Below are 26,220 nucleotides of genomic sequence, written 5' to 3'. Positions count from 1 at the left end.
GTTGGTATTTCCGACGCTTCCGTACCAGGCAAGACTTTCGAAAACCTGGAGCTCGGCGGCTCGGCCACTGTTCAGATCGCTGACACTGAAAGTGAAGTCGTCGCGACCCTCGCCGCCGACAAAACCACTGTCAGCGAAGGCGGCGAGATCACTTACACCGTTACCCTGACCAATGCCCAAGGCCTGGACGTCAAAGGCCACAATGGTCTGGTCTTCACGCTCTCGGACGGCACAAAAGTTACCGTTCCGGCGGGCAGCGCCACCGGTACCATCACCATCCATGCGCCGGACGACGTCTACGTTGGCGGTCAGCCATCGATCGTCAACAAGCTGGAGTCCGTCACTGGTGCCGATAACTTCGAAAAACTGACCTTGGGTCAGGGCGAAGTGAAAACCGATGTCACCGATGAGCCAGGCACTGGCACTCCGGGCACTGGCAACGAGGGTGACAAGGTTTCCGTCACCATCGTCAGCAACGGCAATGTCACTGAAGATCAGCAGCCGTCGTTCACTGTCAAAGTGAACCAGCCGCTAGATCGTCCGCTGACTGTCACCCTGAGCAATGGCGACAAAGTCACCATCGCTGCGGGCCAGACCCAAGTCGAGTACAAGGCGCCAGCCCAGGGCGATGACGTCTTCAAAGACTCGGGCTCTCTGACTGTCGGCATCACCGATGCCAGTGTTCCGGGCAAAACCTTCGAAAACCTCGAGCTCGGTGGTTCGGCCACTGTTCAGATTGCTGACACCGAAAGCGAAGTGATCGCGACCCTCACCGCCGACAAAACCACCGTCTCCGAAGGCGGTGAGATCACTTACACCGTTACTCTGACCAATGCCCAAGGCCTGGACGTCAAAGGCCACGGCGGTCTGACCTTCACTCTGTCGGATGGCACGAAAGTGACTGTTCCGGCTGGCAGCGCCACCGGCACCATCACCATCCATGCGCCGGACGACGTCTACGTTGGCGGTCAGCCATCGATCGTCAACAAGCTGGAGTCCGTCACTGGCGCCGATAACTTCGAGAAGCTGACCCTCGGCGACAACTCCGTCACCACCACAGTGACAGACGAACCAGGTACTGGCACTCCGGGCACCGGCAACGAAGGCGACAAGGTTTCCGTCACCATCGTCAGCAATGGCAACGTCACCGAAGCCCAGCAGCCAAGCTTCACCGTCAAAGTGAATCAGCCACTGGATCGTCCGCTGACCGTTACCCTGAGCAATGGCGACAAGGTCACCATCGCGGCGGGTCAAACCCAAGTTGAGTACAAAGCCCCAGCTCAAGGCGATGACGTCTTCAAAGACTCGGGCTCCCTGACCGTTGGTATTTCCGACGCTTCCGTACCAGGCAAGACCTTCGAGAACCTGGAGCTCGGCAGCTCGGCCACCGTGCAGATCGCTGACACCGAAAGTGAGGTTGTCGCAACCCTGACCGCCGACAAGACCACCGTGTCCGAAGGTGGCGAGATTACCTATACCGTTACGCTGACCAATGGTCAGGGCCTGGATGTTACGGGCCATGGCGGCCTGACCTTCACCCTTTCGGATGGCACCAAGGTCACCATTCCGGCGGGCAGTGCTACCGGTACGGTCACTATCACTGCTCCAGACGACGTCTACGTTGGCGGCCAGCCGTCGATCGTGAACAAGCTGGAAGGTGTTACCGGCGCAGATAACTTCGAGAAGCTGACCCTCGGCGACAACACCGTCACCACCGCAGTGACGGACGAGCCAGGCACTGGTACCCCTGGCACCGGCAACGAAGGCGACAAGGTCTCCGTCACCATCGTCAGCAATGGCAACGTCACCGAAGACCAGCAGCCGTCGTTCACTGTCAAAGTGAACCAGCCGCTGGATCGTCCGCTGACTGTCACCTTGAGCAACGGCGACAAGGTCACCATCGCGGCGGGCCAGACCCAGGTCGAGTACAAGGCGCCAGCGCAGGGCGATGACGTCTTCAAGGATTCTGGTTCGCTCACCGTTGGTATCAGCGACGCCAGTGTTCCAGGTAAGACCTTCGAGAACCTGGAGCTCGGCGGCTCGGCCACTGTTCAAATCGCTGACACCGAAAGTGAAGTCATCGCGACCCTGACTGCCGACAAGACTACTGTCAGCGAAGGCGGCGAGATCACTTACACCGTGACCCTGACCAACGCCCAAGGCCTGGACGTCAAAGGTCATGGCGGCCTGGTATTTACCCTTTCGGACGGCACCAAAGTCACCGTTCCAGCAGGCAGCGCCACTGGCACCATCACCATTCATGCTCCAGACGATGTGTACGTTGGCGGCCAGCCTTCGATCGTCAACAAACTCGAAGGCGTGACTGGCGCAGATAACTTCGAGAAGCTGACCCTCGGCGACAACACCGTCACCACCACCGTGACGGACGAGCCAGGCACTGGTACCCCTGGCACCGGCAACGAAGGCGACAAGGTCTCCGTCACCATCGTCAGCAATGGCAACGTCACCGAAGATCAGCAGCCGTCGTTCACCGTGAAGGTGAACCAGATTCTGGATCGCCCGCTGACCGTCACCCTGAGCAATGGTGACAAAGTCACCATCGCTGCGGGTCAGACCCAGGTCGAGTACAAGGCGCCAGCCCAGGGCGATGACGTGTTCAAAGACTCGGGCTCGCTCACCGTTGGGATCAGCGACGCCAGTGTTCCAGGCAAGACCTTCGAAAACCTGGAACTGGGTGGTTCGGCCACCGTGCAGATCGCTGACACCATCAGCGAAGTAGTCGCTACCCTCAGCGCCGACAAGACCACCGTCAGCGAAGGCGGCCAGGTCACTTACACCGTCACCCTGACGAACGCACAGGGCCTGTCGGTCACCGGCCACAACGGCCTGGTGTTCACCCTGAGCGATGGCACCAAAGTCACCGTGCCTGCCGGCAGCGCCACTGGCACCTTCACCATCACCGCCAAGGACGACGTCTATGTCGGCGGCCAGCCGAACATCGTCAACAAGATCGAATCGGTTAGCGGTGGTGATAACTTCGAGAAGCTGACCCTCGGCGACAACACCGTCACCACCACAGTGACGGACGAGCCAGGCACTGGTACTCCTGGCACCGGCAACGAAGGCGACAAGGTCTCCGTCACCATCGTCAGCAATGGCAACGTCACCGAAGACCAGCAGCCGTCGTTCACTGTCAAAGTGAACCAGCCGCTGGATCGTCCGCTGACCGTTACCCTTAGCAATGGCGACAAGGTCACCATCGCTGCAGGCCAGACCCAGGTCGAGTACAAGGCGCCAGCCCAAGGCGATGACGTCTTCAAAGACTCAGGCTCTCTGACTGTCGGCATCACCGATGCCAGCGTTCCGGGCAAGACCTTCGAGAATCTGGAACTGGGTGGCTCGGCCACCGTTCAGATTGCTGACACCGAAAGCGAAGTGATCGCGACCCTCACCGCCGACAAGTCCACCGTCAGCGAGGGCGGCGAGATCACCTATACCGTCACCCTGACTAACGCCCAAGGCCTGGACGTCAAAGGCCATGGCGGTCTGACCTTCACTCTGTCGGATGGCACGAAAGTGACTGTTCCGGCGGGCAGCGCCACCGGCACCATCACCATCCATGCACCTGATGACGTATACGTCGGTGGTCAGCCGTCGATTATCAACAAGCTTGAATCGGTCACTGGCGCCGATAACTTCGAAAAACTGACCTTGGGTCAGGGCGAAGTGAAAACCGATGTCGCCGATGAACCGGGCACCGGCACTCCTGGCACCGGCAACGAAGGCGACAAGGTCTCCGTCACCATCGTCAGCAATGGCAACGTCACCGAAGACCAGCAGCCGTCGTTCACCGTGAAAGTGAACCAGCCGCTGGATCGTCCGCTGACTGTCACCTTGAGCAACGGCGACAAGGTCACCATCGCGGCAGGTCAGACTCAGGTCGAGTACAAGGCACCAGCCCAGGGCGATGACGTCTTCAAGGATTCTGGTTCGCTCACCGTTGGCATCAGCGACGCTACCGTTCCAGGTAAAACCTTCGAAAACCTCGAGCTCGGTGGTTCGGCCACTGTTCAGATCGCTGATACCGAAAGTGAAGTCATCGCGACCCTCACCGCCGACAAGACCACCGTGTCCGAAGGTGGCGAGATTACCTATACCGTTACTCTGACCAACGCCCAGGGCCTGGACGTCAAAGGTCATGGCGGTTTGGTCTTCACGCTCAGCGACGGCACAAAAGTCACCGTTCCGGCTGGCAGCGCCACCGGGACTATCACCATCCATGCGCCGGACGACGTCTACGTTGGCGGTCAGCCATCGATCGTGAACAAGCTGGAATCCGTCACTGGCGCAGATAACTTCGAGAAACTGACGTTGGGTCAGGGCGAAGTGAAAACCGATGTCACCGATGAACCGGGCACCGGCACTCCTGGCAACGGCAACGAAGGCGACAAGGTCTCCGTCACCATCGTCAGTAATGGCAACGTCACCGAAGACCAGCAGCCGTCGTTCACCGTGAAAGTGAACCAGCCGCTGGATCGTCCGCTGACCGTTACCCTGAGCAATGGCGACAAGGTCACCATCGCTGCAGGCCAGACCCAGGTCGAGTACAAGGCACCGGCACAAGGCGATGACGTCTTCAAGGATTCCGGTTCGCTCACCGTTGGCATCAGCGACGCCACCGTACCGGGCAAGACTTTCGAGAACCTCGAACTGGGTGGTTCGGCCACCGTGCAGATCGCCGACACCATCAGCGAAGTAGTCGCTACTCTCAGCGCCGACAAGACCACCGTCAGCGAAGGCGGCCAGGTCACCTACACCGTCACCCTGACGAACGCCCAAGGTCTGTCTGTCACCGGCCATGGCGGTCTGGTATTCACCCTGAGCGATGGCACCAAGGTTACCGTTCCGGCGGGTAGTGCTACTGGCACCTTCACCATCACCGCCAAGGACGACGTCTATGTCGGCGGCCAGCCGAACATCGTCAACAAGATCGAGTCCGTCACCGGCGGCGACAACTTCGAGAAGCTGACCCTCGGCGACAACTCCGTCACCACCACAGTGACAGACGAGCCAGGCACTGGCACTCCGGGTACTGGCAACGAGGGCGACAAGGTTTCCGTCACCATCGTCAGCAACGGCAATGTCACTGAAGATCAGCAGCCGTCCTTCACCGTGAAGGTGAACCAGATTCTGGATCGCCCGCTGACCGTCACTCTGAGTAATGGCGACAAGGTCACCATCGCGGCGGGCCAGACCCAGGTCGAGTACAAGGCGCCAGCCCAGGGCGATGACGTCTTCAAGGATTCTGGTTCGCTCACCGTTGGGATCAGCGACGCCAGTGTTCCAGGCAAGACCTTCGAAAACCTGGAACTGGGTGGTTCGGCCACCGTGCAGATCGCCGATACCGAAAGCGAAGTCATCGCGACCCTGAGTGCCGACAAAACTACTGTCAGCGAAGGCGGCGAGATCACTTACACCGTGACCCTGACCAACGCCCAGGGCCTGGACGTCAAAGGCCACAATGGTCTGGTCTTTACGCTCTCGGACGGCACCAAAGTCACCGTTCCAGCGGGCAGCGCCACCGGAACCATCACCATCCATGCGCCGGATGACGTATACGTTGGCGGCCAGCCAGCGATCGTCAACAAGCTGGAAGGCGTCACTGGCGCTGACAACTTCGAGAAGCTGACTTTGGGTCAGAACGAAGTGAAGACGAGCGTCACCGACGAACCAGGTACCGGCACCCCAGGTACCGGCAACGAAGGCGACAAGGTTTCGGTCACCATCGTCAGCAACGGCAATGTCACTGAGGATCAGCAACCGTCGTTCACCGTCAAAGTGAATCAGCCGCTGGATCGTCCGCTCACCGTCACCCTGAGCAATGGCGACAAGGTCACCATCGCCGCGGGTCAGACCCAGGTGGAATACAAGGCGCCAGCTCAGGGCGATGACGTCTTCAAGGACTCCGGCTCCCTGACCGTCGGCATTTCCGATGCCACCGTACCGGGCAAAACCTTCGAGAACCTGGAACTGGGTGGCTCGGCCACCGTACAGATCGCCGACACCATCAGCGAAGTCGTCGCGACCCTGTCCGCAGACAAGGCCACCGTCAGTGAAGGTGGCCAAGTCACCTACACCGTCACGCTGACCAACGCCCAGGGCCTGTCGGTCACCGGCCACAATGGCCTGGTGTTCACCCTCAGCGACGGCACGAAAGTGACCGTTCCGGCTGGCAGCGCCACCGGCACCTTCACCATCACCGCCAAGGACGACGTCTATGTCGGCGGCCAGCCGAACATCGTCAACAAGATCGAGTCCGTCACCGGCGGCGACAACTTCGAGAAGCTGACCCTCGGCAGCAATACCGTCACCACCTCTGTCACCGACGAACCCGGCACCGGCACGCCGGGCTCCGGCAACCAGGGCGACAAGGTCTCCGTCACCATCGTCAGCAACGGCGATGTGAACGAAGCACAACAGCCAAGCTTCACCGTGAAAGTCAGCCAGATCCTGGATCGCCCGCTGACCGTCACCCTGAGCAACGGCGACAAAGTCACCATTGCTGCAGGCCAGACCCAGGTCGAGTACAAGGCGCCAGCTCAGGGCGATGACGTCTTCAAGGACGCAGGCTCGCTCACCGTCGGCATCACCGATGCCACCGTTCCAGGCAAGACCTTCGAGAACCTGGAGCTCGGCGGTTCGGCCACCGTGCAGATCGCCGACACCATCAGCGAAGTAGTCGCTACCCTCAGCGCCGACAAGACCACCGTCACCGAAGGCGGCCAGGTGACTTACACCGTCACCCTCACCAACGCCCAAGGCTTGTCGGTTACCGGCCACAACGGCCTGGTCTTCACCCTGAGCGATGGCACCAAGGTCACCGTGCCTGCTGGCAGCGCTACTGGCACCTTCACCATCACCGCCAAGGACGACGTCTATGTCGGCGGCCAGCCGAACATCGTCAACAAGATCGAATCGGTTACCGGTGGTGATAACTTCGAGAAGCTGACCCTCGGCAGCAATACTGTCACCACCTCTGTCACCGACGAACCTGGCGTGGGCACGCCGGGCTCGGGTAACCAGGGCGACAAGGTCTCGGTCACCATCGTCAGCAATGGCAATGTCACTGAAGATCAGCAACCGTCGTTCACCGTCAAAGTGAACCAGCCGCTGGATCGTCCGCTCACCGTCACTCTGAGCAATGGCGACAAGGTCACCATCGCTGCGGGTCAGACGCAGGTGGAATACAAGGCACCAGCTCAGGGCGATGACGTCTTCAAAGACTCGGGCTCCCTGACTGTGGGCATCACCGATGCCACCGTTCCGGGCAAGACCTTCGAGAACCTCGAACTGGGTGGCTCGGCCACCGTGCAGATCGCCGACACCATCAGCGAAGTCGTCGCTACCCTGTCCGCCGACAAGACCACCGTCACCGAAGGCGGCCAGGTGACCTACACCGTCACCCTGACCAACGCCCAAGGCCTTTCGGTTACCGGCCATGGCGGCCTGGTGTTCACCCTGAGCGATGGCACCAAGGTCACCGTGCCGGCGGGCAGCGCCACTGGCACCTTCACCATCACCGCGAAGGACGACGTCTACGTCGGCGGCCAGCCGAACATCGTCAACAAGATCGAATCGGTTACCGGTGGTGATAACTTCGAGAAGCTGACCCTCGGCAGCAATACTGTCACCACCTCTGTCACCGACGAACCTGGCGTGGGCACGCCGGGCTCGGGTAACCAGGGCGACAAGGTCTCGGTCACCATCGTCAGCAATGGCAATGTCACTGAAGATCAGCAACCGTCGTTCACCGTCAAAGTGAACCAGCCGCTGGATCGTCCGCTCACCGTCACTCTGAGCAATGGCGACAAGGTCACCATCGCTGCGGGTCAGACGCAGGTGGAATACAAGGCACCAGCTCAGGGCGATGACGTCTTCAAAGACTCGGGCTCCCTGACTGTGGGCATCACCGATGCCACCGTTCCGGGCAAGACCTTCGAGAACCTCGAACTGGGTGGCTCGGCCACCGTGCAGATCGCCGACACCATCAGCGAAGTCGTCGCTACCCTGTCCGCCGACAAGACCACCGTCACCGAAGGCGGCCAGGTGACCTACACCGTCACCCTGACCAACGCCCAAGGCCTTTCGGTCACCGGCCACAACGGCCTGGTCTTCACCCTGAGCGATGGCACCAAGGTCACCGTGCCTGCTGGCAGCGCTACTGGTACCTTCACCATCACCGCCAAGGATGACGTCTATGTCGGCGGCCAGGCACCGATCGTCAACAAGATCGAATCGGTCACCGGCGGCGACAACTTCGAGAAGCTGACCCTCGGCAGCAACACCGTCACCACCACCGTCACCGACGAGCCGAGCGGCCAGGGCGACCTGACCACCGTGGGCATCAGCGGCGACGCTTCGGTGACCGAAGGCGACACCGCGCACTACACCCTGACCCTGACCAATCCGTCCAAGACCGAGGTCACCGTCACCCTGAGCTACAGTGGCACCGCCACCAACGGCCAGGACTACACCGGTGTGGTCACCGTGAAGATTCCGGCCGGCGCCAGCACCGCCAACTTCGACATCAAGACCATTGACGACCAGCTCGTCGAAGGCTCGGAAAACTTCACCATCCAGATCAGCGGTGTCAGCGGCGGCGGCTTCGAAAACCTGCAGGTCAACCCGAGCAAGTCGAGCGTCACCACCACGATCATCGACAACGACCACATGCCGGTATCGCCAGGCGGCGCCGTCACCGGCACCGAAGACACCGACTACGTGTTCCAGTGGGGCGATTTCAAGGTCACCGACGCCGATGGCGACACTGGCCTCGGCGTGACGATCAGCAAGCTGCCGGATCTGGGCAACCTGAAGTTCTTCAACGGCACTTCGTGGGTCGACGTGTCGCTCAACCAGACCATCAGCCAGGCCGACATCGCCGCCGGCAAGCTCAAGTTCGTTCCGCTGGCCAACCAGTCGGGCGTCGACGGTTACGGTGGCAGCGGCGTGGGCAACAAGCAGGCCGACTACGCGCAGATCAAGTACAAGCCCAACGACGGCACCAACACCGGCAGCGAAGTGACCATGAAGGTCGACATCGCGCCGGTCGCCGACAGGCCTGACCTGTCGATCGGCAACAACAACGTCAACTCGATCGGCCTGACCAAGGAAACCTGGAACAGCCTCAACGGCCTGGGCAACAACGGTAACGGCATCACCGGCGACCAACTCAAGAGCGTGTTCGCCAACTCCGGCAACGCGAACAAGAGCGAGCAGGTCACGACCGTCGACACCACCGCCACCGTGACCCCGGGCACCGGCTCGAAGACCTCCGGCCTGATCTATCTGGAAGCCGGCAAAACCTACACCTTCAGCGGCACGGCCGACGACAGCCTGCAAATCGTCATTGGTGGCAAGAACGTCGCCAGCGGCACCTGGGGCAACGCCAGCGGCGCGATCACCGGCAGCTACACCCCGACCACCAGCGGCTACTACACCCTGGAGATCTACAACGCCAACCAGGCCGGCCCTGGCAGCCTGGACATCAACATCAAGGTGGGCAACGGCGCGGTCACCGACCTGAACAGCTCGACCATCCCGATGTACCCGAACGTAGGCTCCATGACCAATGCAGGCCTGACGGTTTCCGACCTGCACGGCAGCAACGGCCAAGGCTACTACGAAGGCTACAAGCTCAACGAAGGCCGCGAGAATGGCGCGCCGGTCAAGCTGGTGGGCATCAGCACCAACCTGACCGACACCGACGGTTCGGAAACCCTGAGCGTCAAGCTCAGCGGCATTCCGGCAGGTTCGGTGATCAGCGACAACGCAGGCCACAGCTTCACCGTCGGCAGCAGCGCGGTGGATGTCACCGGCTGGAACCTGGGCAGCCTGGCAATCAAGCCACCGGCCTACTACAGCGGCCAGTTCGACGTGAAGGTCAGCTCGACCTCCAGCGAAAGCGTTGGCGGCAGCACCGCGACCAACGAGGGCACCATCAAGGTCACGGTGTACCCGCAGACCTACAACACCAGCAACCTGACCTCCGAAGGCGACAACTTTGCCGGTACTGATGGCAACGATATCGTCGTCGCCGACGTGGTCGGCCTGCACGTGGTGCCAGGTCAGAACTACAACATCGCCTTCATCGTCGACACCTCGGGCAGCATGGGCTCGTCTGGCGTGGATGCGGCGAAGAAGTCGCTGGAGTCGGTATTCAAGACCCTGGCCGCCAGCGTCAAGGGCGACCAGTCCGGTACCGTGAACATACTTCTCGTGGACTTCGCCAGCCAGGTGAAATCCACGGTCTCGGTGACCCTCAACGATGCCGGCCTGCAGACCCTGCTCAACGCCCTGAAGACGCTGAACGCCAACGGCGGCACCAACTACGAGGACGCCTTCAAGACCACCGCCAACTGGTTCCAGAACCTCCAGAATGCTGGCAACACCGGCAGCAACCAGACGTTCTTCGTCACCGACGGCAAGCCGACCTACTACCAGACCAGCGAGCGCGGCAACCCGACCCTGGGCAGCACCAGCACCACGCTGGACAGCTTCCTGACTGCGAACAACTGGAAGCCAGGCAATACGATTTCCACGTACCTGAACAACACCAACTACATAACCATCGACAGCACCGGCAAGCTGACCGTCCAGACCTACTCCTGGGGCGGCTGGACCGTGACCACCAGCGGCGATGTACGTGCCGAAGGTAACGGTGGCTATGAGCTGTCCTCCCGCGCCGGTAACGGCTCCGATACCACGACCGCGACCCTGAACGACTCGACCGCCGCCTTCAAGCTGCTGTCGGGGCTGTCGCAGGTCGAGGCCATCGGCCTGAACAACGATATCAACGCCAATGACCTCAAGCCGTTCGACACCGATGGCAAGCCACAGACCAACATCGACCCGAGCAAGCTGGCCGAGGCCATCCTTGGTCACACCGAGGTCACCCAGCCAGGTAACGACACGGTCAACGGCGGTGATGGCAACGACATCATCTTCGGTGACCTGGTCACCTTCGACTCGGTCGCAGGTACCGGTGTCGATGCGATTCGCGGCTATGTCGCCAACAAGCTGGGCCTCGATGCGGGCGATGTAGATGGGCGGGCGATGCACAAGTACATCACCGAGCACTACACCGAGTTCGATGTATCGCGCAGCAACGATGGCAACGACACGCTGATGGGCGGCGATGGTGACGACATCATCTTCGGCCAGGGTGGCGACGACTACATCGACGGTGGTCGTGGCAACGACATCCTGCTCGGCGGCACCGGCAACGACACCCTGCTGGGCGGTGAAGGCAACGACATCCTCATCGGTGGTGCCGGCAACGACGTGCTGATCGGTGGCAAGGGCGATGACATCCTCATCGGTGGCACCGGTGCCGACACCTTCGTGTGGAAGGCCGGCGACCTGGGCAACGATGTGATCAAGGACTTCAAGGCCAGTGAGGGCGACCGCCTCGATCTGCGCGACCTGCTGCAGGGCGAGAAGGCCAGCACCATCGACAACTTCCTGAAGATCACCACCGTGAACGGTGAGTCGACCCTGCAGGTCAGCACCGAGGGCAAGCTCAATGCCGCCGGTGGCCTGGCCAACGCGGATGTGTCGATCAAGCTTGAGGGTGTGAACTGGTCGAACACCACGATCAACTCGTTGATCAGTGGCGCCGACCCGACCATCAAGATCGACAACTCCAACAGCTGATGCCCACGCCCCTGACGGCCTTCACCGGCCGCCAGGGGCTTGGCGCTTTCCTGCCGTCGCCTCACGGCGCATACTCGCTTGCCGGGCCCGGCAGGCCTGTTGAACTTTGCCTATGCTGCTGACAACCAAGAAGGAATCATCGTGACGAGGGTCGATGCCATGTTCTACGTGCAACGCGACGCCAACGGCCAGTTGCTGCGGGTAGAAGCAGCTGCCTTTGCCGAGTACACCGAAGCGCTGCCGGCCGACCATGCCGAAATTCAGGAATGGTTCGCCGATGACGTCGTTGAGAACAGTCTCAAGCAGCTCAAACAGAGCGATCTGGACATGATCCGTGTGCTCGAGGACCTGATCGAGGTGTTGACCGCCAAGGGCGTGTTCAGCATCACCGACCTGCCTCCCGGCGCCCAAGCAAAACTGCTCAACCGCTCCACCGCGCGCAAGGCGCTGGGAAGCCTGAACAACCTGATCGAAGAAGATGAAGAAGGCGGGTTGATCTGAAGAGTTGCTGATACCGCGCTGCTCGTTTCGCGGGTGAGTCGGGGCGCCGATCTACCCGCGAAAGAGCGGCACACTTTTACGGATCGCAACACCGTCCTTATTTCCAGGGCGCGGGCTCGCCCACCAACTGCCCCTGAATCCCCTGCACACCCATCTCGCGCAACACCTGCAGCTCGCCTTCGGTCTCGACGCGCTCAGCAATCAACGGCAGGTCGATGCTGTGCGCCGCCCCCTGGATCGCTTCGATGAACAGCCGCTTGTGCCGCTCCTGGTCGATGCTGCGGATATAACCGCCATCGATCTTCAGGTACGCCAAGCCCAGGTGAGCCAGGTTGCCGATCATGCTGAAGCGCCCGCCGAAGCGCTGCAGCGCCAGGCCGAAGCCGAGCTTGTGCAAATGGCGGGTCAGTTTTTCCAGCTGTGCCTGTTCTGGCAGTTGCTCCTCGCCGATCTCGAAGGTCAACCTCGGCCCCAATGCTGCATGCTGCCCCAGCAGTTCGTAGACTCGCTGCAATGCTTTGGCATCGGCCAGGGTGGCGGCAGACAGGTTCAGCGCCAGCGACTCACCATGCTGCTGCAGATGCCGCAACACCTTCTCCAGCACCAGCAGGTCGAGCCGTGGCATCCAGCCGAAACGCTCGAGCCACGGCAGGAAGCGCCCTGCGACAAGCGCCTCGTCCTGTCCGTCGTACAGGCGCGAAATCACTTTGTAGTGCAGGACTCGCTCTGGCGCATGGCAGTCCACCACGGGCTGGAAGAACAGTTGGAACTGCCCCTTGTCCAGAGCCTGGTCAAGACGTGAATGCCAGGCGTGATGGCTGTCGGCAGCCTGGGCAGCAGCGCCCTGCTCCAGGCAGACCCAGCCTGGCTCCGGTTGGCTCTCGGCCAGTGCCAGCGCCTCGTCAGCCAGCTTCAACAGGGCTTGCGGTGCGTCCCCAGGGCTGAACGGCGCCAATCCGATACACGCCACCGGGTCGACATCGCTGGCACCTGTCACATGCAGGCTCTGCAAGGTCGCCTCGAGGGCCTGTGCCAGTTGCACCGCCTCTTCATGCACCATGCCCGGTGCCAGAACAGCAAACTCGCCACCGCGGCTGCGGGTGATGAGGTCCTTGGTTTCCGGATAGCTGGCGCATGTGCGCCGCAGCTGCTCGCCCACCGCCTGCAACAACTGGTCGGTGCGCTGACCACCCAGGCGGGCGTTGAGGCCGGCCAGATCCTGCACCCGCAGCAATAGCAGATAACCGGCTCGGGCCTCTTCGAGGTTGCTGACACGCGTGTTCAACTGCATTTCGAAGTAGCGCCGGTTGGCCAGCCCCGTGAGGCTGTCCTGGTACGACTCGCTGCGCAGCTTTTCACTGCGCTCGGCCTGTTCGGTGAACAGTGCCTTGAGCTTCTCGACCATCTGGTTCATCGCCTGCACCACCCGACGCAATTCTGGCGTGCGCGGCAGCTCTGGCAGGCTGAGGAACTCACGGCGGGCGATGGCGTGGGACTGCGCCACCATGTAGTCCAGCGGCCGCAGTTGGCGGCGCAGCAGCAGTGCACCCAGCACCGCACTCACCACGCCGCACAGCAGCAACCAGCCCAGGCTGCCCAGCGCACTCTGCCAGAGCTTGGCCAGAGCGAACATCGGGTGGCTGATGACCTCGACCCGCGCGGCCTGCTGCCATCCCCGGCTGACAATGGCATCGCCGCCGGCCGGCTCAAGCCCGATCAGGCCGATGAACCAGCCTGGCACCCCATTGCTGTCCGGCTCGGCATGACGCTCGACCAGGACGGCGTTGGAGTCCAGGTCGATGACCTTGATGCTCGAGTAATAACCACTGTCGAAGATCGAGCTGACCATCAGCTCGACCATTGCCGGATCATCGATGTTGGGTGTGAGCGACAAGGCCAGCGCCGTCGCCGCGTCCTGGGCGTGGGAGCGCAGCTGGTTGACGTACTGGCTGCGCGAACTCTCCAGGCTGACCATGAAGCTGCCACTGAAGGCGATGGCCAGGAGCAGGCATATGGCAAGCAACAATTGTTTGAACAGTGACATCTGTGCTCCTCAATAAACCGGTTCGGCCGGGAACCCTTCGGCCTGCATTTTCTTCAGCACGTCCTGCCAGCGTGACAGGCGCTTGGTGTCGCCGACCTTCTTGTTGCCGCCGGCGCCGGTCAGCCACAAACCCTCGCCATTGAAGGCATAGACCGGCAGCAGGTCGTTGCGCTGGCTGGCCGGCTTGATCGCGTCCATCAGGCTGTCCAGCACCAGCGGCTGGGCCTGTGGGCTTGAATAATAGGTCAGGACCATGTGCGCCCGGTTCAGGCGCAACGCCTTGACGTAGGTGATACGCAGTTTTTCGGCGGGCACCCCCATGCGGCGCAGGCTGAAATACTTGGCGATGGCGTAGTCCTCGCAGTCGCCGGCGCCCTTGATCAGCGACTGGACCGGCGTGGCCCAGTAATCGACTTCATGCCACAGGTCGATGTCCTCGACATAACGCAGCTGCTTGTTGAAGAACAGATTGACGACCTGCAGTTTGTCCAGCTCGCTGCCCTGGTTCTGGGTGGCCATCAGGTTCTGCCAGGCGTCGATACGCCCCTGCCCTGGGCCAAGCGGACCGTACAGCTGTTGCGCGCGACGGCTGATCTGGGCGAAATCCCAATCCGCATGCAGGCCGCCCAGCAGCAGGCAGCCAAGCAGTACGGCGAGGCCGAGGCGACGCACGGCCAAATTGAGCATTCCAGGTATCGCCACTGCGAACACCCATCCAGACCAGTCGAAAGCAGCGATGGTGCGGCTTGCCGGGGGAAAAGACAATGGCACCTTACAATCACGGTGCGCTTGAAAAAGCGTAGGAGGTTACGATCATCGAGCCAGGAAAAGTCCGACTTCCTTTGCTCGATGACTTCATTCACGATAGCCGCAGTCCATCGGCCGCAGGCGTCCGTCACCGCGGTTTGACAAGCCATCACCCCGCTGGCTAGGGTTATTGGATCCAATCATCGCAATCATCGAGGCAGACTCCGCGTGGCCGAGAAAACCAGATTCCTCAGCTCCGTGCTGGGTAACGAGCAGGTGCCAGCACACCTGGCCCGCAGCGTGATCGAAGAGCGTCTGCGCAGCGCCATTGTCGATGGCCGGCTGCCTCCTGGCACTGCCTTGCGCCAGCAGGAGCTCGCTGGCCTGTTCGGGGTCAGCCGCATGCCGGTACGCGAGGCGCTGCGCCAGCTCGAGGCGCAATCACTGCTCAAGGTGGTGATGCACAAGGGCGCCGTGGTCGCACCGCTGATCGACGAGGATGCCGTCGACACCTACGGCCTGCGCGTTCTGCTCGAGACAGAAGCGCTGCGCCAGTCGATTCCCCACCTGGACGCAAGCGACATCGCCCTCGCCCGCAGCTATATCCAGCAACTGGAAAACGAGACGCGCCACGCCGAAATCGGACGCCTTAACCGCCTGTTCCACATGACGCTGTACAGCAAGGCGCACAACCACAAGTTGCTGCGCATGATCGAGATCGAACTCAACGAAGAGGAGCGTTTCCTGCGCTTCCACCTGTCGTCGATGGGCCTGGGAAAGCTGACTCAGGACGACCACATCGCACTGGTGGACGCGGCCAGCGACAAGTTGGTCGACCAGGCCATCGACGTGCTGGAAAGGCACCTCAATACGGCATCCCGCACCATCAGGAACTACCTGAACAGCCAAGCCGCCAGGTGAATCACCCGCTGACACAGCCACAAGCCGTGTCAGCCATGAAGCTCCGTTACCGAACGGAGCGAAGGACAGACAGTGCACGTCCAGAAACCATCGGTAACAGAGCACTCCGGGCAACCCCCAAGAACCCGTCTCATCTGCCTTGCCTGCAGCCAGGAGCACCTGGAGCAATACCGCGCCTGGTCCCATGCCCTGAGCGACCATATCGAACTGGTAGCGGTGGATGTCAGACGCCATGCCGAATGCAGCCCGTGTAATCCGCTGCAAGGCCCCTCCGCCCTCGCCCGAACCGTGGCCAAGTACCTGCATCCCTACCTTGAAGGGCCCCATGCCCTTTTTGGTCAGCGCCTGGGCGCCCACATGGCGTTCGAGCTGGCCCAACTCGCGGAACGCGAATACCCCGAGCAGACCCGCCATTTGTTTGTTTCCAGCTGTGACAGCCCAAGGGTCGCCGAGCCTGCTGCCAGCGCGAATGCCATACGGATACCGGTGACGGTGCTCTACCCACCTGGAACACTCCCCGAAATGCTTGGCTGGCACGCCTTCGTCCGGCGCGAACTGGAGCTCATCGAGCTGCCCGAGCACAGCGTTGACAAGTCATATCAAGACCAAAGACTCGTCAGAATCTTCAACACGCATCTTGGCTTGCTGGGCTTCTAAGCACGCATCTCCCCCTCTTGAGGTCATTGTTTCCCCCGATACGCTGCCGATGACCATGGCAGCGCGAGTCGTTTGAGCCCACTCTAGTCGCGCTGCGACTGCTGATCGTCCATCCCGGGCCCGGTCGTATGCCTTCCATTTACCCGCAGAAGGAGCCCGACACCGGGGCAAGGGCCGCGTGGCGATCAGCCGCCCCTCAACAGTGGAATATCCTCGCACTCCCATTCACCAGTGCTTCGAGTGAGGCATTCACTCAACTTCGTTTTCTGATGATTAATTATCGGAAGGGGCCTGTCTTGCCAAAATAAAATATTCAAAATGTTTTATTCGGATCACTATTAATGAAATTTTTTAAATATTAAAAATATTTCAAAAACCATTTGCGACAAACTTTAATGTTGTTCTAACTTTTATATCGCCGGCACCCACCACGGCTTGACTCCACACAAGCCAGATGAATCAAGGGGCGGCCATTATCCCTGAGACTGTTCAGCCATCGAGTATATGTCGAGGCCCGCGTTCGCCCGATGTATTTCAGAGGCTGCAACTTATCGGGAAAACATGCCAACTTTCGCACAATGGATATTACTCATGAGCACATTGAAGCGCACACTTGCCAGTCATAAAGCCACGCTCGCACGACATCCACTCTTTTCAGAAATCGACACCGTTGAAACCTTGCAACGCTTCATGGAAACCCATGTTTTCGCGGTGTGGGACTTCATGTCGCTGACCAAGCGCCTGCAACGGGAACTGACCTGCGTAAGCCTGCCCTGGCTTCCACCTGCAGACCCCGCCGCTGCCCGGCTGATCAACGAGATCGTGCTCGGCGAAGAGTCTGATGACTGCCCGCAGCACGGCCACTACAGCCACTTCGAACTGTACCTGGACGCCATGCGCGAGGTCGGTGCCAGCACCCAGGCCATCGAACGCTTCGTCCACCTGCAACAACAGGGGCTCGACTACGCCACCGCCCTGCAGCGCTGCGGCGCCAGCGAGGCAGCCAGGCACTTCGTCGTCGACACACTGGACGTGGCACTCAACGCGCCTGCCCATCGCGTGGCAGCAGCCTTCCTGCATGGCCGCGAAAGTGTCATTCCGGCGATGTTCCAGCAGATCCTCGACGAGTGGGGCATCGGCCAGGCGCAGGCCCCGACCTTCCGCTATTACCTGCAGCGCCACATCGAGGTCGACGCCGAAGATCACGGCCCGGCCGCCGAAGCGCTGCTGGCGCGCCTGGTGAACGATGACCCGCAACGTCAGCACGAGGTGTACGAAGCCGCCATCGCCGCTGTCCAGAGCCGCACCGCGTTGTGGGACCGTCTGCGCGCCTCGCTGCAGGTAGCCGCCAGCGAGGTCACGCCATGAATGCGCTCGAATACCGCTCCTTCGCCGACGCATGGGAGGAGCGTGCCACCATCCGCACCCGCCCGCGGCGTCGGATCGAGGACGACCAGCGGCTGATCTACCCGCTCAGCCGCCAACCATTGGTGCAAAGCGCTACCTTCCAACGGGCTTGCCCACACCTGCGTGATTTCGTGCTGGTGCAGAGCCTCTACAAGTTCATCAACGACGTGGTGATCTTCGAGACCGAGATCGTCGACCGCACGGCCCGGCGGATTGCCAAGGACCGCTTCACCGTGCGTTTTCCCTTCGCCTGTCGCTACGACGCAATGACCGTGGTGGTCGACGAGGACTACCACGCGCTGGTGGCCATGGACTTCCTGCAGCAGACCATCGCCCTGACCGGCCTCGAGCCGATCGCCCTGCCTACAGAGATCGAACTCAGCCGTGCGATCCCCTCTGCACTGGCACAGGTGCCAGAAGCGCTGCGGGACGCCCTTGAGCTGATCTGCGTCGGCATCGCCGAAAACACTCTGACCGACGATGTCGCCGCCTTTGCCCGCGATGACACGGTCAAGCCTTCGGTGAAGGGGCTGATGGCCGATCACCTGCTCGACGAGGGTCGGCATTCGAGCTTCTGGGCGCGTCTGACGCGGATCTATTGGCAAGGCGCGCCGGAGGTCGATCGCCAGATGATCGCCCAGGTGCTGCCCGTGTTCCTGGGCCAGTACCTGACCAACGACATCCAGCAGGCCTTCGACTTCAACCTGATCGAGGCGTTGCCAGTCAACGAAACACTGCGCCAGTCGCTGCGCGAAGAAGTGCTCGGCCTGGCCTATCCGATCAACCACCAGCATCCGTTGCTGGGCAACATCCTGCGCTTCTTCCGCAGCAGCTCGATGCTCGAGTCGCCTTGCGTGCTGGAAGCCCTGCGCGGCTACCTGCCCTGAGGAGATCCGCATGCGACGTCTCGACATACTATTGGTCGGCCACAGCCTCGCGCTGCGCAACCTGGCCCGGATACTCGACGAGCAGGGCCACGGCACCCTGCTGGCCGGTACACCCTCGGCGCTACGCCAGGCCCTGGCCAGCCATCACTCTCTGGTTCTGGAAGACGGCAGCCTGGTGCTGTGCACCAGTGACTGGGCCCTCCTGGGGGAAACGCCGTTGCTCAGGATCCGCCTGGGCACCAGCCACGGCGACACCCTGCCACACCTGGAACTGCTGTGCTGGTGCGCCAGTGCCACGGCTGCGCGCCTGATCAGCCGGGTATCATTGGTCGCACCCTCCTCAGGCAATGGCCAGCAACTGCGTGAAGATGCCGTGCGAGCTTTGGAGGAGCAGGTCACCCATCAGGTCGCCTGCCTCGCCCGCGATCCGCAACACCTGAGCGAAACGTGCACCGTCGAGCCTGGCCTACAGATGCGTGAGCACGGCCTGGATTGGCTGCAAACGCTGGCCTACCGTCATCCGTTCAACCGCTCCCAGCGCGCAGACCTGCTGGTATCGAGTGAAGTCGGCTTGATGGAGGGCCTGGAGCAGCCTCTGCGCCAGTACGCGCAGAAACCGGCGCTGAACCGCGATGGCCAGCGCAGCAGCTATCACGACCTGCACGCTCTCGCCGTGACCTTGCAACGGGCACTGTTGCCATTACTGCCTGATCAGGACGATCAGCCTGTGGTGGTGGGCGTGTGCCTGGCCAAGTCGTCGGCACTCTATGCCAGCGTGCTGGCGATATTGGGTTGTGGCGCAATCTACCTGCCACTGGACCCGACGACGCCCACAGAGCGTCGCCAACGTATCCTGCAGGACTCCGGGGCGCGGGTACTGCTGCATGACGGCCAGCCACATGCCGGACTGGCCCTGCTGGATGTGCGCACGCTGCAGGCGGCCACTGACAGTTGCCTGCCCTCGCTGGTCCTGCGGCAAGGGACAGCAGAGCGGGCCTGCGTGGCGATCTACACCTCTGGCACCACCGGCCAACCGAAAGGCGTGTTGCTCAGCCAGCGCAACCTCACCCACTTCATCGCCTGGTATCGCGAGCATGTCGCGCTGGATGCGCACAGCCGGGTGCTGCAGTTCTCAACCATCGGCTTCGATGCCTCGCTGCTGGATATCCTGCCGACCTTCGCCTGCGGCGCGGAACTGATCATTCCCAGCGATGACCAGCGCCGTGATCCGCAGCTACTGGTGCAACTTATCCACAGCCAGGCCGTGAGCCATGCGTTTCTGCCGCCAGCACTGCTGAGCATCCTCCCGCCTGATGAACCGCTTGGCCTGCGCCACCTGATCACCGGAGGCGATGTCTGCGAGCCCCAGGTCATCGCGCGGTACAGCGAACAATGCCGGATGCACAACATCTATGGCCCAACCGAAACCACGGTATTGGCGACTACTCGCATCTGCGCTGCCGGTGACAGTAATCGCAACCTGGGGGTGCCGATCGCCAATACTCAGGTGCTGATCCTGGACGACGATTTGCAGCCGGTCACTCAGGAGACGCCCGGAGAACTGTACATCTGCGGCCCGGGGGTCGGGCTGGGGTATCTCAACAATCCAGAACTGACCGCCGAGCGTTTCATCGCACTCGACTTGCCCGACGGCCGTTCGCTGCGTACCTACCGTACAGGTGACATTGGCAAATGGACCGCACAGGGCATCGAGCTGTGCGGGCGACGCGACAATCAAGTGAAGATCCGTGGATTTCGCGTAGAGCCGGAAGAAATCGAACACTGCCTGCGCAACAGCGGCCTGTATGCACAGATCGCGGTGGTGATCGATGCCCAGCGCCGCGTGCTGGCTTTCGCTGCGCAGCCGACAAGCCATCAGGCCGACACTGCACTGCGTCAGCATGCTGAGCGGCATCTGCCCGACTACATGCGTCCGGGGTTCTACCAGGTGTTGGAGCAGATGCCCTACACCGCTAACGGCAAGGTCGACCGCCTGGCGTTGCGGGCACTGCCACTGACGTTGCCAGCGGCACAGCGAGTAGCACCCAGCACACCAACCGAGCAGCGTCTGCTGGGGCTCTGGAGTGGACTGCTGGAACTGGACCAGGCGGATATTTCCGCCGACGACAGCTTCTTCAGCCTGGGTGGACATTCGATCCTGCTGTCGAGGCTGCTGCTGGAGGTGCGCCAGGCCTTCGGCCGCGGCGTGGCGATCAATCGCTTCATCGAACAGCCGACGCTACAGCGCCTGGGTGCGTTGCTCGACGGTGACGCTGCCGCACTGGACAGTTCACTCGAACGCCTAGAGCAGGACGCCAACCGTGACTTGAACCTTCAGGTACTGCCCCTGCAGGCCATGGGAGATGTGCACAAGGTCATCGTCACGGGCGCCAACAGCTTTCTCGGCGTGCATCTGGTCGAAGCACTGCTCGGCTGGGGGGCCACGGAGGTGGCGTGCCTGGTACGTAGCAACACAACCCAGACGGCCACTGAACGCTTCAGACAGGCGTTGGCAGACAATCAGCTGAGCCTCGATGATGAGCGCGTGCGGGTATTCGACGCGGACCTGCGCCGTCCTCGGCTGGGGTTGAGCGACGCGGACTACGACGATCTCGACCTGAACTACGGTGCACTGGTGCACAACGCCGCCCAGGTCAATCACGTACTCGACTACCAGGCCCTGGCCAGCGACAACATCGAACCGCTGTTCGAGTGCCTGCGCCTTTGCGAAGGGCGGCGCAAGAAGGTCTTCAACTTCGTCTCGACGCTCTCTGCGTGTAGCGCAATGGACAGCGACGGCCGCGTGCTGGAGCAAGGCCCCGTGTCGACTCCGCCGATCTACATCCGCAACGGCTACAACCTGAGCAAATGGGTCGGCGAACGTATTCTCCAGCGGGCGCGGGAAGCAGGGGTACGGGTAAATCTGTTCCGCCCCGGCAATATCAGCTTCGACAGCCGCAATGGCGTATGCCAGCCCCAGCGCAATCGCTTGATGCTGATGCTCAAGGGCTCACTGCAGCTGGGCCAAGTACCACGACTGGAGATCGATTTCGACCTCATGCCGGTGGACTTCCTTGCCCGCTTCATCGCCTTCCACAGCAGCAGGCACCACCCCGCGCAATGCGTCTTCAACCTGCACAACCCCGAACCGCTGCGTTGGCAAGACTACCTGGCCGCGTTCCGCGAGCAGGGCCACCACTTCGAGCTGGTCGAGGTGGAGCAGTGGCAAGGCCAGTTGAGTCGGGTAGATCGCGACAACGCGCTGTTCGATGTCCTGGGCTTTTACCTCGACGGCTTCGAGGAAGACATCGGCGATATCTCCAGCATCGAGCACGGTAATGCCCGCGAGGGCGTTCGGCGCATGGGTGTCTGCTACCCGGCCAAGGACGCGCAGTTGCTGCGTCGCGGCTGCCGCTACCTGAGCGCTATCGGCTTTCTCTGATTCCTTCGATTCATCCACAACAGGAGCAACATCGCATGCAAACACTCAAACCCGACACGCTGATCCGTAATCCACAAGGCTGCCTGGTGGTATCCAGCGTGGACATTGCAGCTCCGGCGGAGGCGGTATGGAACATCGTTGGCAACTTCGCTGGCTTCCCGGTGTTCATCCCCGCTTTGGCCCACATCGACATGACTGGGAGCGGCGTACGTTCGGTGCGCAAGAAACTGTTCAAGGACGGCAATGTGGTCATCGAGCAGTTGAACTCGCGAGACGAGCAGACAATGCAGATGACATGGAGCCTGATCTACACCAGCCTGAATATCGGCAACCTGTGGGCTGCGATGCAGGTCGAGGCGCTGGATGCGCATCGCAGCCGTGCGGTCTGGACTATCCAGGCCGAACCTTGGGAAGGCGGCCCGGAGGCATTGCCAGGCTTCCAGGCATTTCTCCAGGGCTTTGCCGATGAGGCGATGGCGAACGTGCGCAATCTGCTGAGCTGAAGGCGGATAACCCAGGCCGCTGTTGTGGGAAGTGCGCTGACCACAGCAGCGGTTTTTCATGGACGCCAGAAAGACAAAACCCCTACCTGCTCACGCAGATAGGGGTTTTGCGAAATGAATCTTGACGATGACCTACTCTCACATGGGGAAACCCCACACTACCATCGGCGATGCATCGTTTCACTGCTGAGTTCGGGATGGGATCAGGTGGTTCCAATGCTCTATGGTCGTCAAGAAATTCTGTGTGCTGGCCCGTCTCAAGGACGTGCCTGCGAATCTCTGTACTCTCTACTTAAAGACAAAACCCCTACCTGCTCGCGCAGATAGGGGTTTTGCGAAATTAATCTTGACGATGACCTACTCTCACATGGGGAAACCCCACACTACCATCGGCGATGCATCGTTTCACTGCTGAGTTCGGGATGGGATCAGGTGGTTCCAATGCTCTATGGTCGTCAAGAAATTCGGTTGCCAGTGCGTCCTTGCAGACACGCCAGCCAATTCGGATATGTGATCTTTGTGGGTCGCTTCGAACTTTCGGTTCGTTTCGTCTTCACCACCACAATCTGCAAGGCAGATTGCTTGGGTGTTATATGGTCAAGCCTCACGGGCAATTAGTATTGGTTAGCTCAACGCCTCACAGCGCTTACACACCCAACCTATCAACGTCGTAGTCTTCGACGGCCCTTTAGGGGATTCAAGATCCCAGTGAGATCTCATCTTGAGGCAAGTTTCCCGCTTAGATGCTTTCAGCGGTTATCTCTTCCGAACATAGCTACCCGGCAATGCCACTGGCGTGACAACCGGAACACCAGAGGTTCGTCCACTCCGGTCCTCTCGTACTAGGAGCAGCCCCTCTCAAATCTCAAACGTCCACGGCAGATAGGGACCGAACTGTCTCACGACGTTCTAAACCCAGCTCGCGTACCACTTTAAATGGCGAACAGCCATACCCTTGGGACCGGCTTCAGCCCCAGGATGTGATGAGCCGACATCGAGGTGCCAAACACCGCCGTCGATATGAACTCTTGGGCGGTATCAGCCTGTTATCCCCGGAGTACCTTTTATCCGTTGAGCGATGGCCCTTCCATACAGAACCACCGGATCACTAAGACCTACTTTCGTACCTGCTCGACGTGTGTGTCTCGCAGTCAAGCGCGCTTTTGCCTTTATACTCTACGACCGATTTCCGACCGGTCTGAGCGCACCTTCGTACTCCTCCGTTACTCTTTGGGAGGAGACCGCCCCAGTCAAACTACCCACCATACACTGTCCTCGATCCGGATCACGGACCTGAGTTAGAACCTCAAGGTTGCCAGGGTGGTATTTCAAGGATGGCTCCATGAGAACTGGCGTCCCCACTTCAAAGCCTCCCACCTATCCTACACAAGCAAGCTCAAAGTCCAGTGCAAAGCTATAGTAAAGGTTCACGGGGTCTTTCCGTCTAGCCGCGGATACACTGCATCTTCACAGCGATTTCAATTTCACTGAGTCTCGGGTGGAGACAGCGCCGCCATCGTTACGCCATTCGTGCAGGTCGGAACTTACCCGACAAGGAATTTCGCTACCTTAGGACCGTTATAGTTACGGCCGCCGTTTACCGGGGCTTCGATCAAGAGCTTCGCTTGCGCTAACCCCATCAATTAACCTTCCGGCACCGGGCAGGCGTCACACCCTATACGTCCACTTTCGTGTTTGCAGAGTGCTGTGTTTTTAATAAACAGTCGCAGCGGCCTGGTATCTTCGACCGGCATGGGCTTACGGAGCAAGTCCTTCACCCTCGCCGGCGCACCTTCTCCCGAAGTTACGGTGCCATTTTGCCTAGTTCCTTCACCCGAGTTCTCTCAAGCGCCTTGGTATTCTCTACCTAACCACCTGTGTCGGTTTGGGGTACGGTTCCCAGTTATCTGAAGCTTAGGAGCTTTTCTTGGAAGCATGGTATCAACCACTTCGCACTCTAAAGAGCGCTCGTCATCAGCTCTCGGCCTTGAAATCCCGGATTTGCCTAAGATTCCAGCCTACCACCTTAAACCTGGACAACCAACGCCAGGCTGGCCTAACCTTCTCCGTCCCTCCATCGCAATAACTGGAAGTACAGGAATATTAACCTGTTTTCCATCGACTACGCTTTTCAGCCTCGCCTTAGGGACCGACTAACCCTGCGTCGATTAACGTTGCGCAGGAAACCTTGGTCTTTCGGCGTGCGAGTTTTTCACTCGCATTGTCGTTACTCATGTCAGCATTCGCACTTCTGATACCTCCAGCAAGCTTCTCAACTCACCTTCACAGGCTTACAGAACGCTCCTCTACCGCATCACCAAAGGTGATACCCGTAGCTTCGGTGCATGGTTTGAGCCCCGTTACATCTTCCGCGCAGGCCGACTCGACTAGTGAGCTATTACGCTTTCTTTAAAGGGTGGCTGCTTCTAAGCCAACCTCCTAGCTGTCTAAGCCTTCCCACATCGTTTCCCACTTAACCATGACTTTGGGACCTTAGCTGACGGTCTGGGTTGTTTCCCTTTTCACGACGGACGTTAGCACCCGCCGTGTGTCTCCCATGCTCGGCACTTGCTGGTATTCGGAGTTTGCATCGGTTTGGTAAGTCGGGATGACCCCCTAGCCGAAACAGTGCTCTACCCCCAGCAGTGATACATGAGGCGCTACCTAAATAGCTTTCGAGGAGAACCAGCTATCTCCGAGCTTGATTAGCCTTTCACTCCGATCCACAGGTCATCCGCTAACTTTTCAACGGTAGTCGGTTCGGTCCTCCAGTCAGTGTTACCTAACCTTCAACCTGCCCATGGATAGATCGCCCGGTTTCGGGTCTATACCCAGCGACTAAAGCGCCCTATTAAGACTCGCTTTCGCTACGCCTCCCCTATTCGGTTAAGCTCGCCACTGAATATAAGTCGCTGACCCATTATACAAAAGGTACGCAGTCACCTAACAAAGTAGGCTCCCACTGCTTGTACGCATACGGTTTCAGGTTCTATTTCACTCCCCTCTCCGGGGTTCTTTTCGCCTTTCCCTCACGGTACTGGTTCACTATCGGTCAGTCAGTAGTATTTAGCCTTGGAGGATGGTCCCCCCATATTCAGACAAAGTTTCTCGTGCTCCGTCCTACTCGATTTCACTGGCAAGAGACTTTCGTGTACGGGGCTATCACCCACTATGGCCGCACTTTCCAGAGCGTTCCACTAATCTCAAACCAGCTTAAGGGCTGGTCCCCGTTCGCTCGCCACTACTAAGGGAATCTCGGTTGATTTCTTTTCCTCAGGGTACTTAGATGTTTCAGTTCCCCTGGTTCGCCTCTTGTACCTATGTATTCAGTACAAGATACTCAGCTTATGCTGAGTGGGTTCCCCCATTCAGAGATCTCTGGATCACAGTCTGTTTGCCGACTCCCCAAAGCTTATCGCAGGCTACCACGTCTTT

10 protein-coding genes and 3 rRNA genes are annotated in these 26,220 nt (G+C 60.3%); 8 read left to right on the top strand and 5 right to left on the bottom strand.

Annotated elements, in window-relative coordinates; translation table 11 throughout:
• The coding region (locus ACNFHO_RS27115; protein WP_416767933.1) for an immunoglobulin-like domain-containing protein at nucleotides 1-11,676 on the top strand (11,676 nt) is incomplete at its 5' end.
• A 159-nt stretch (nucleotides 11,677-11,835) separates the two neighbouring features.
• Nucleotides 11,836-12,177 (top strand): hypothetical protein, encoded by a 342-nt coding sequence (locus ACNFHO_RS27110; protein WP_054895500.1) that lies wholly within the window; start codon nucleotides 11,836-11,838, stop codon nucleotides 12,175-12,177.
• Nucleotides 12,178-12,274: 97 nt separating this feature from the next.
• Here ACNFHO_RS27110 and lapD read toward each other — a convergent pair whose 3' ends face one another.
• Both lapD and lapG read right to left on the bottom strand, forming a co-directional pair.
• The gene (gene lapD, locus ACNFHO_RS27105; protein WP_416767931.1) at nucleotides 12,275-14,221 is read right to left on the bottom strand and encodes a cyclic di-GMP receptor LapD; all 1,947 of its coding nucleotides are present in this window, start codon (nucleotides 14,219-14,221) and stop codon (nucleotides 12,275-12,277) included.
• 9 nt (nucleotides 14,222-14,230) lie between these two features.
• Nucleotides 14,231-14,992 (bottom strand): cysteine protease LapG, encoded by a 762-nt coding sequence (gene lapG / locus ACNFHO_RS27100; RefSeq protein ID WP_172964801.1) that lies wholly within the window; start codon nucleotides 14,990-14,992, stop codon nucleotides 14,231-14,233.
• Nucleotides 14,993-15,196: 204 nt separating this feature from the next.
• Here lapG and ACNFHO_RS27095 point away from each other — a divergent pair, with 204 nt between their 5' ends.
• The 6 genes from ACNFHO_RS27095 (at nucleotide 15,197) to ACNFHO_RS27070 (ending at nucleotide 22,785) form a co-directional block, all read left to right on the top strand.
• On the top strand, nucleotides 15,197-15,889 hold the full coding sequence (locus ACNFHO_RS27095) for a GntR family transcriptional regulator (protein WP_112899477.1): 693 nt from the start codon (nucleotides 15,197-15,199) through the stop codon (nucleotides 15,887-15,889).
• A 72-nt stretch (nucleotides 15,890-15,961) separates the two neighbouring features.
• Entirely contained in the window at nucleotides 15,962-16,546 is a 585-nt protein-coding gene (locus ACNFHO_RS27090; RefSeq protein ID WP_125931136.1) for a thioesterase II family protein, read from the top strand.
• A gap of 591 nt (nucleotides 16,547-17,137) precedes the next feature.
• Nucleotides 17,138-17,914 carry a DUF3050 domain-containing protein gene (locus ACNFHO_RS27085; RefSeq protein WP_151926559.1) on the top strand — a complete coding sequence of 259 codons (777 nt, stop codon included), beginning with the start codon at nucleotides 17,138-17,140 and terminating at the stop codon, nucleotides 17,912-17,914.
• Entirely contained in the window at nucleotides 17,911-18,840 is a 930-nt protein-coding gene (locus ACNFHO_RS27080) for a diiron oxygenase (protein ID WP_416767928.1), read from the top strand. Before ACNFHO_RS27085 ends, ACNFHO_RS27080 begins: the two co-directional genes overlap by 4 nt.
• A 10-nt stretch (nucleotides 18,841-18,850) precedes the next feature.
• Nucleotides 18,851-22,282: an amino acid adenylation domain-containing protein gene (locus ACNFHO_RS27075; RefSeq protein ID WP_416767926.1), complete on the top strand. Its 3,432-nt coding sequence runs from the start codon at nucleotides 18,851-18,853 to the stop codon at nucleotides 22,280-22,282.
• Nucleotides 22,283-22,317: 35 nt separating this feature from the next.
• On the top strand, nucleotides 22,318-22,785 hold the full coding sequence (locus ACNFHO_RS27070) for an SRPBCC family protein (RefSeq protein WP_063541792.1): 468 nt from the start codon (nucleotides 22,318-22,320) through the stop codon (nucleotides 22,783-22,785).
• A 119-nt stretch (nucleotides 22,786-22,904) separates the two neighbouring features.
• Here the strand turns inward: ACNFHO_RS27070 and rrf (ACNFHO_RS27065) are convergent.
• The 3 genes from rrf (ACNFHO_RS27065) to ACNFHO_RS27055 form a co-directional block, all read right to left on the bottom strand.
• Nucleotides 22,905-23,020, bottom strand: a 5S ribosomal RNA gene (rrf, locus tag ACNFHO_RS27065).
• Between the two features lie 109 nt (nucleotides 23,021-23,129).
• Nucleotides 23,130-23,245, bottom strand: a 5S ribosomal RNA gene (gene rrf / locus ACNFHO_RS27060).
• Between the two features lie 133 nt (nucleotides 23,246-23,378).
• Nucleotides 23,379-26,220 (bottom strand): 23S ribosomal RNA (locus tag ACNFHO_RS27055); the annotation flags it as partial.

The sequence above is a fragment of the Pseudomonas sp. NY15374 genome, assembly GCF_048068255.1.
Classification (GTDB): domain Bacteria; phylum Pseudomonadota; class Gammaproteobacteria; order Pseudomonadales; family Pseudomonadaceae; genus Aquipseudomonas; species Aquipseudomonas machongensis.
This window is presented reverse-complemented; position numbering and strand designations above follow the sequence as displayed.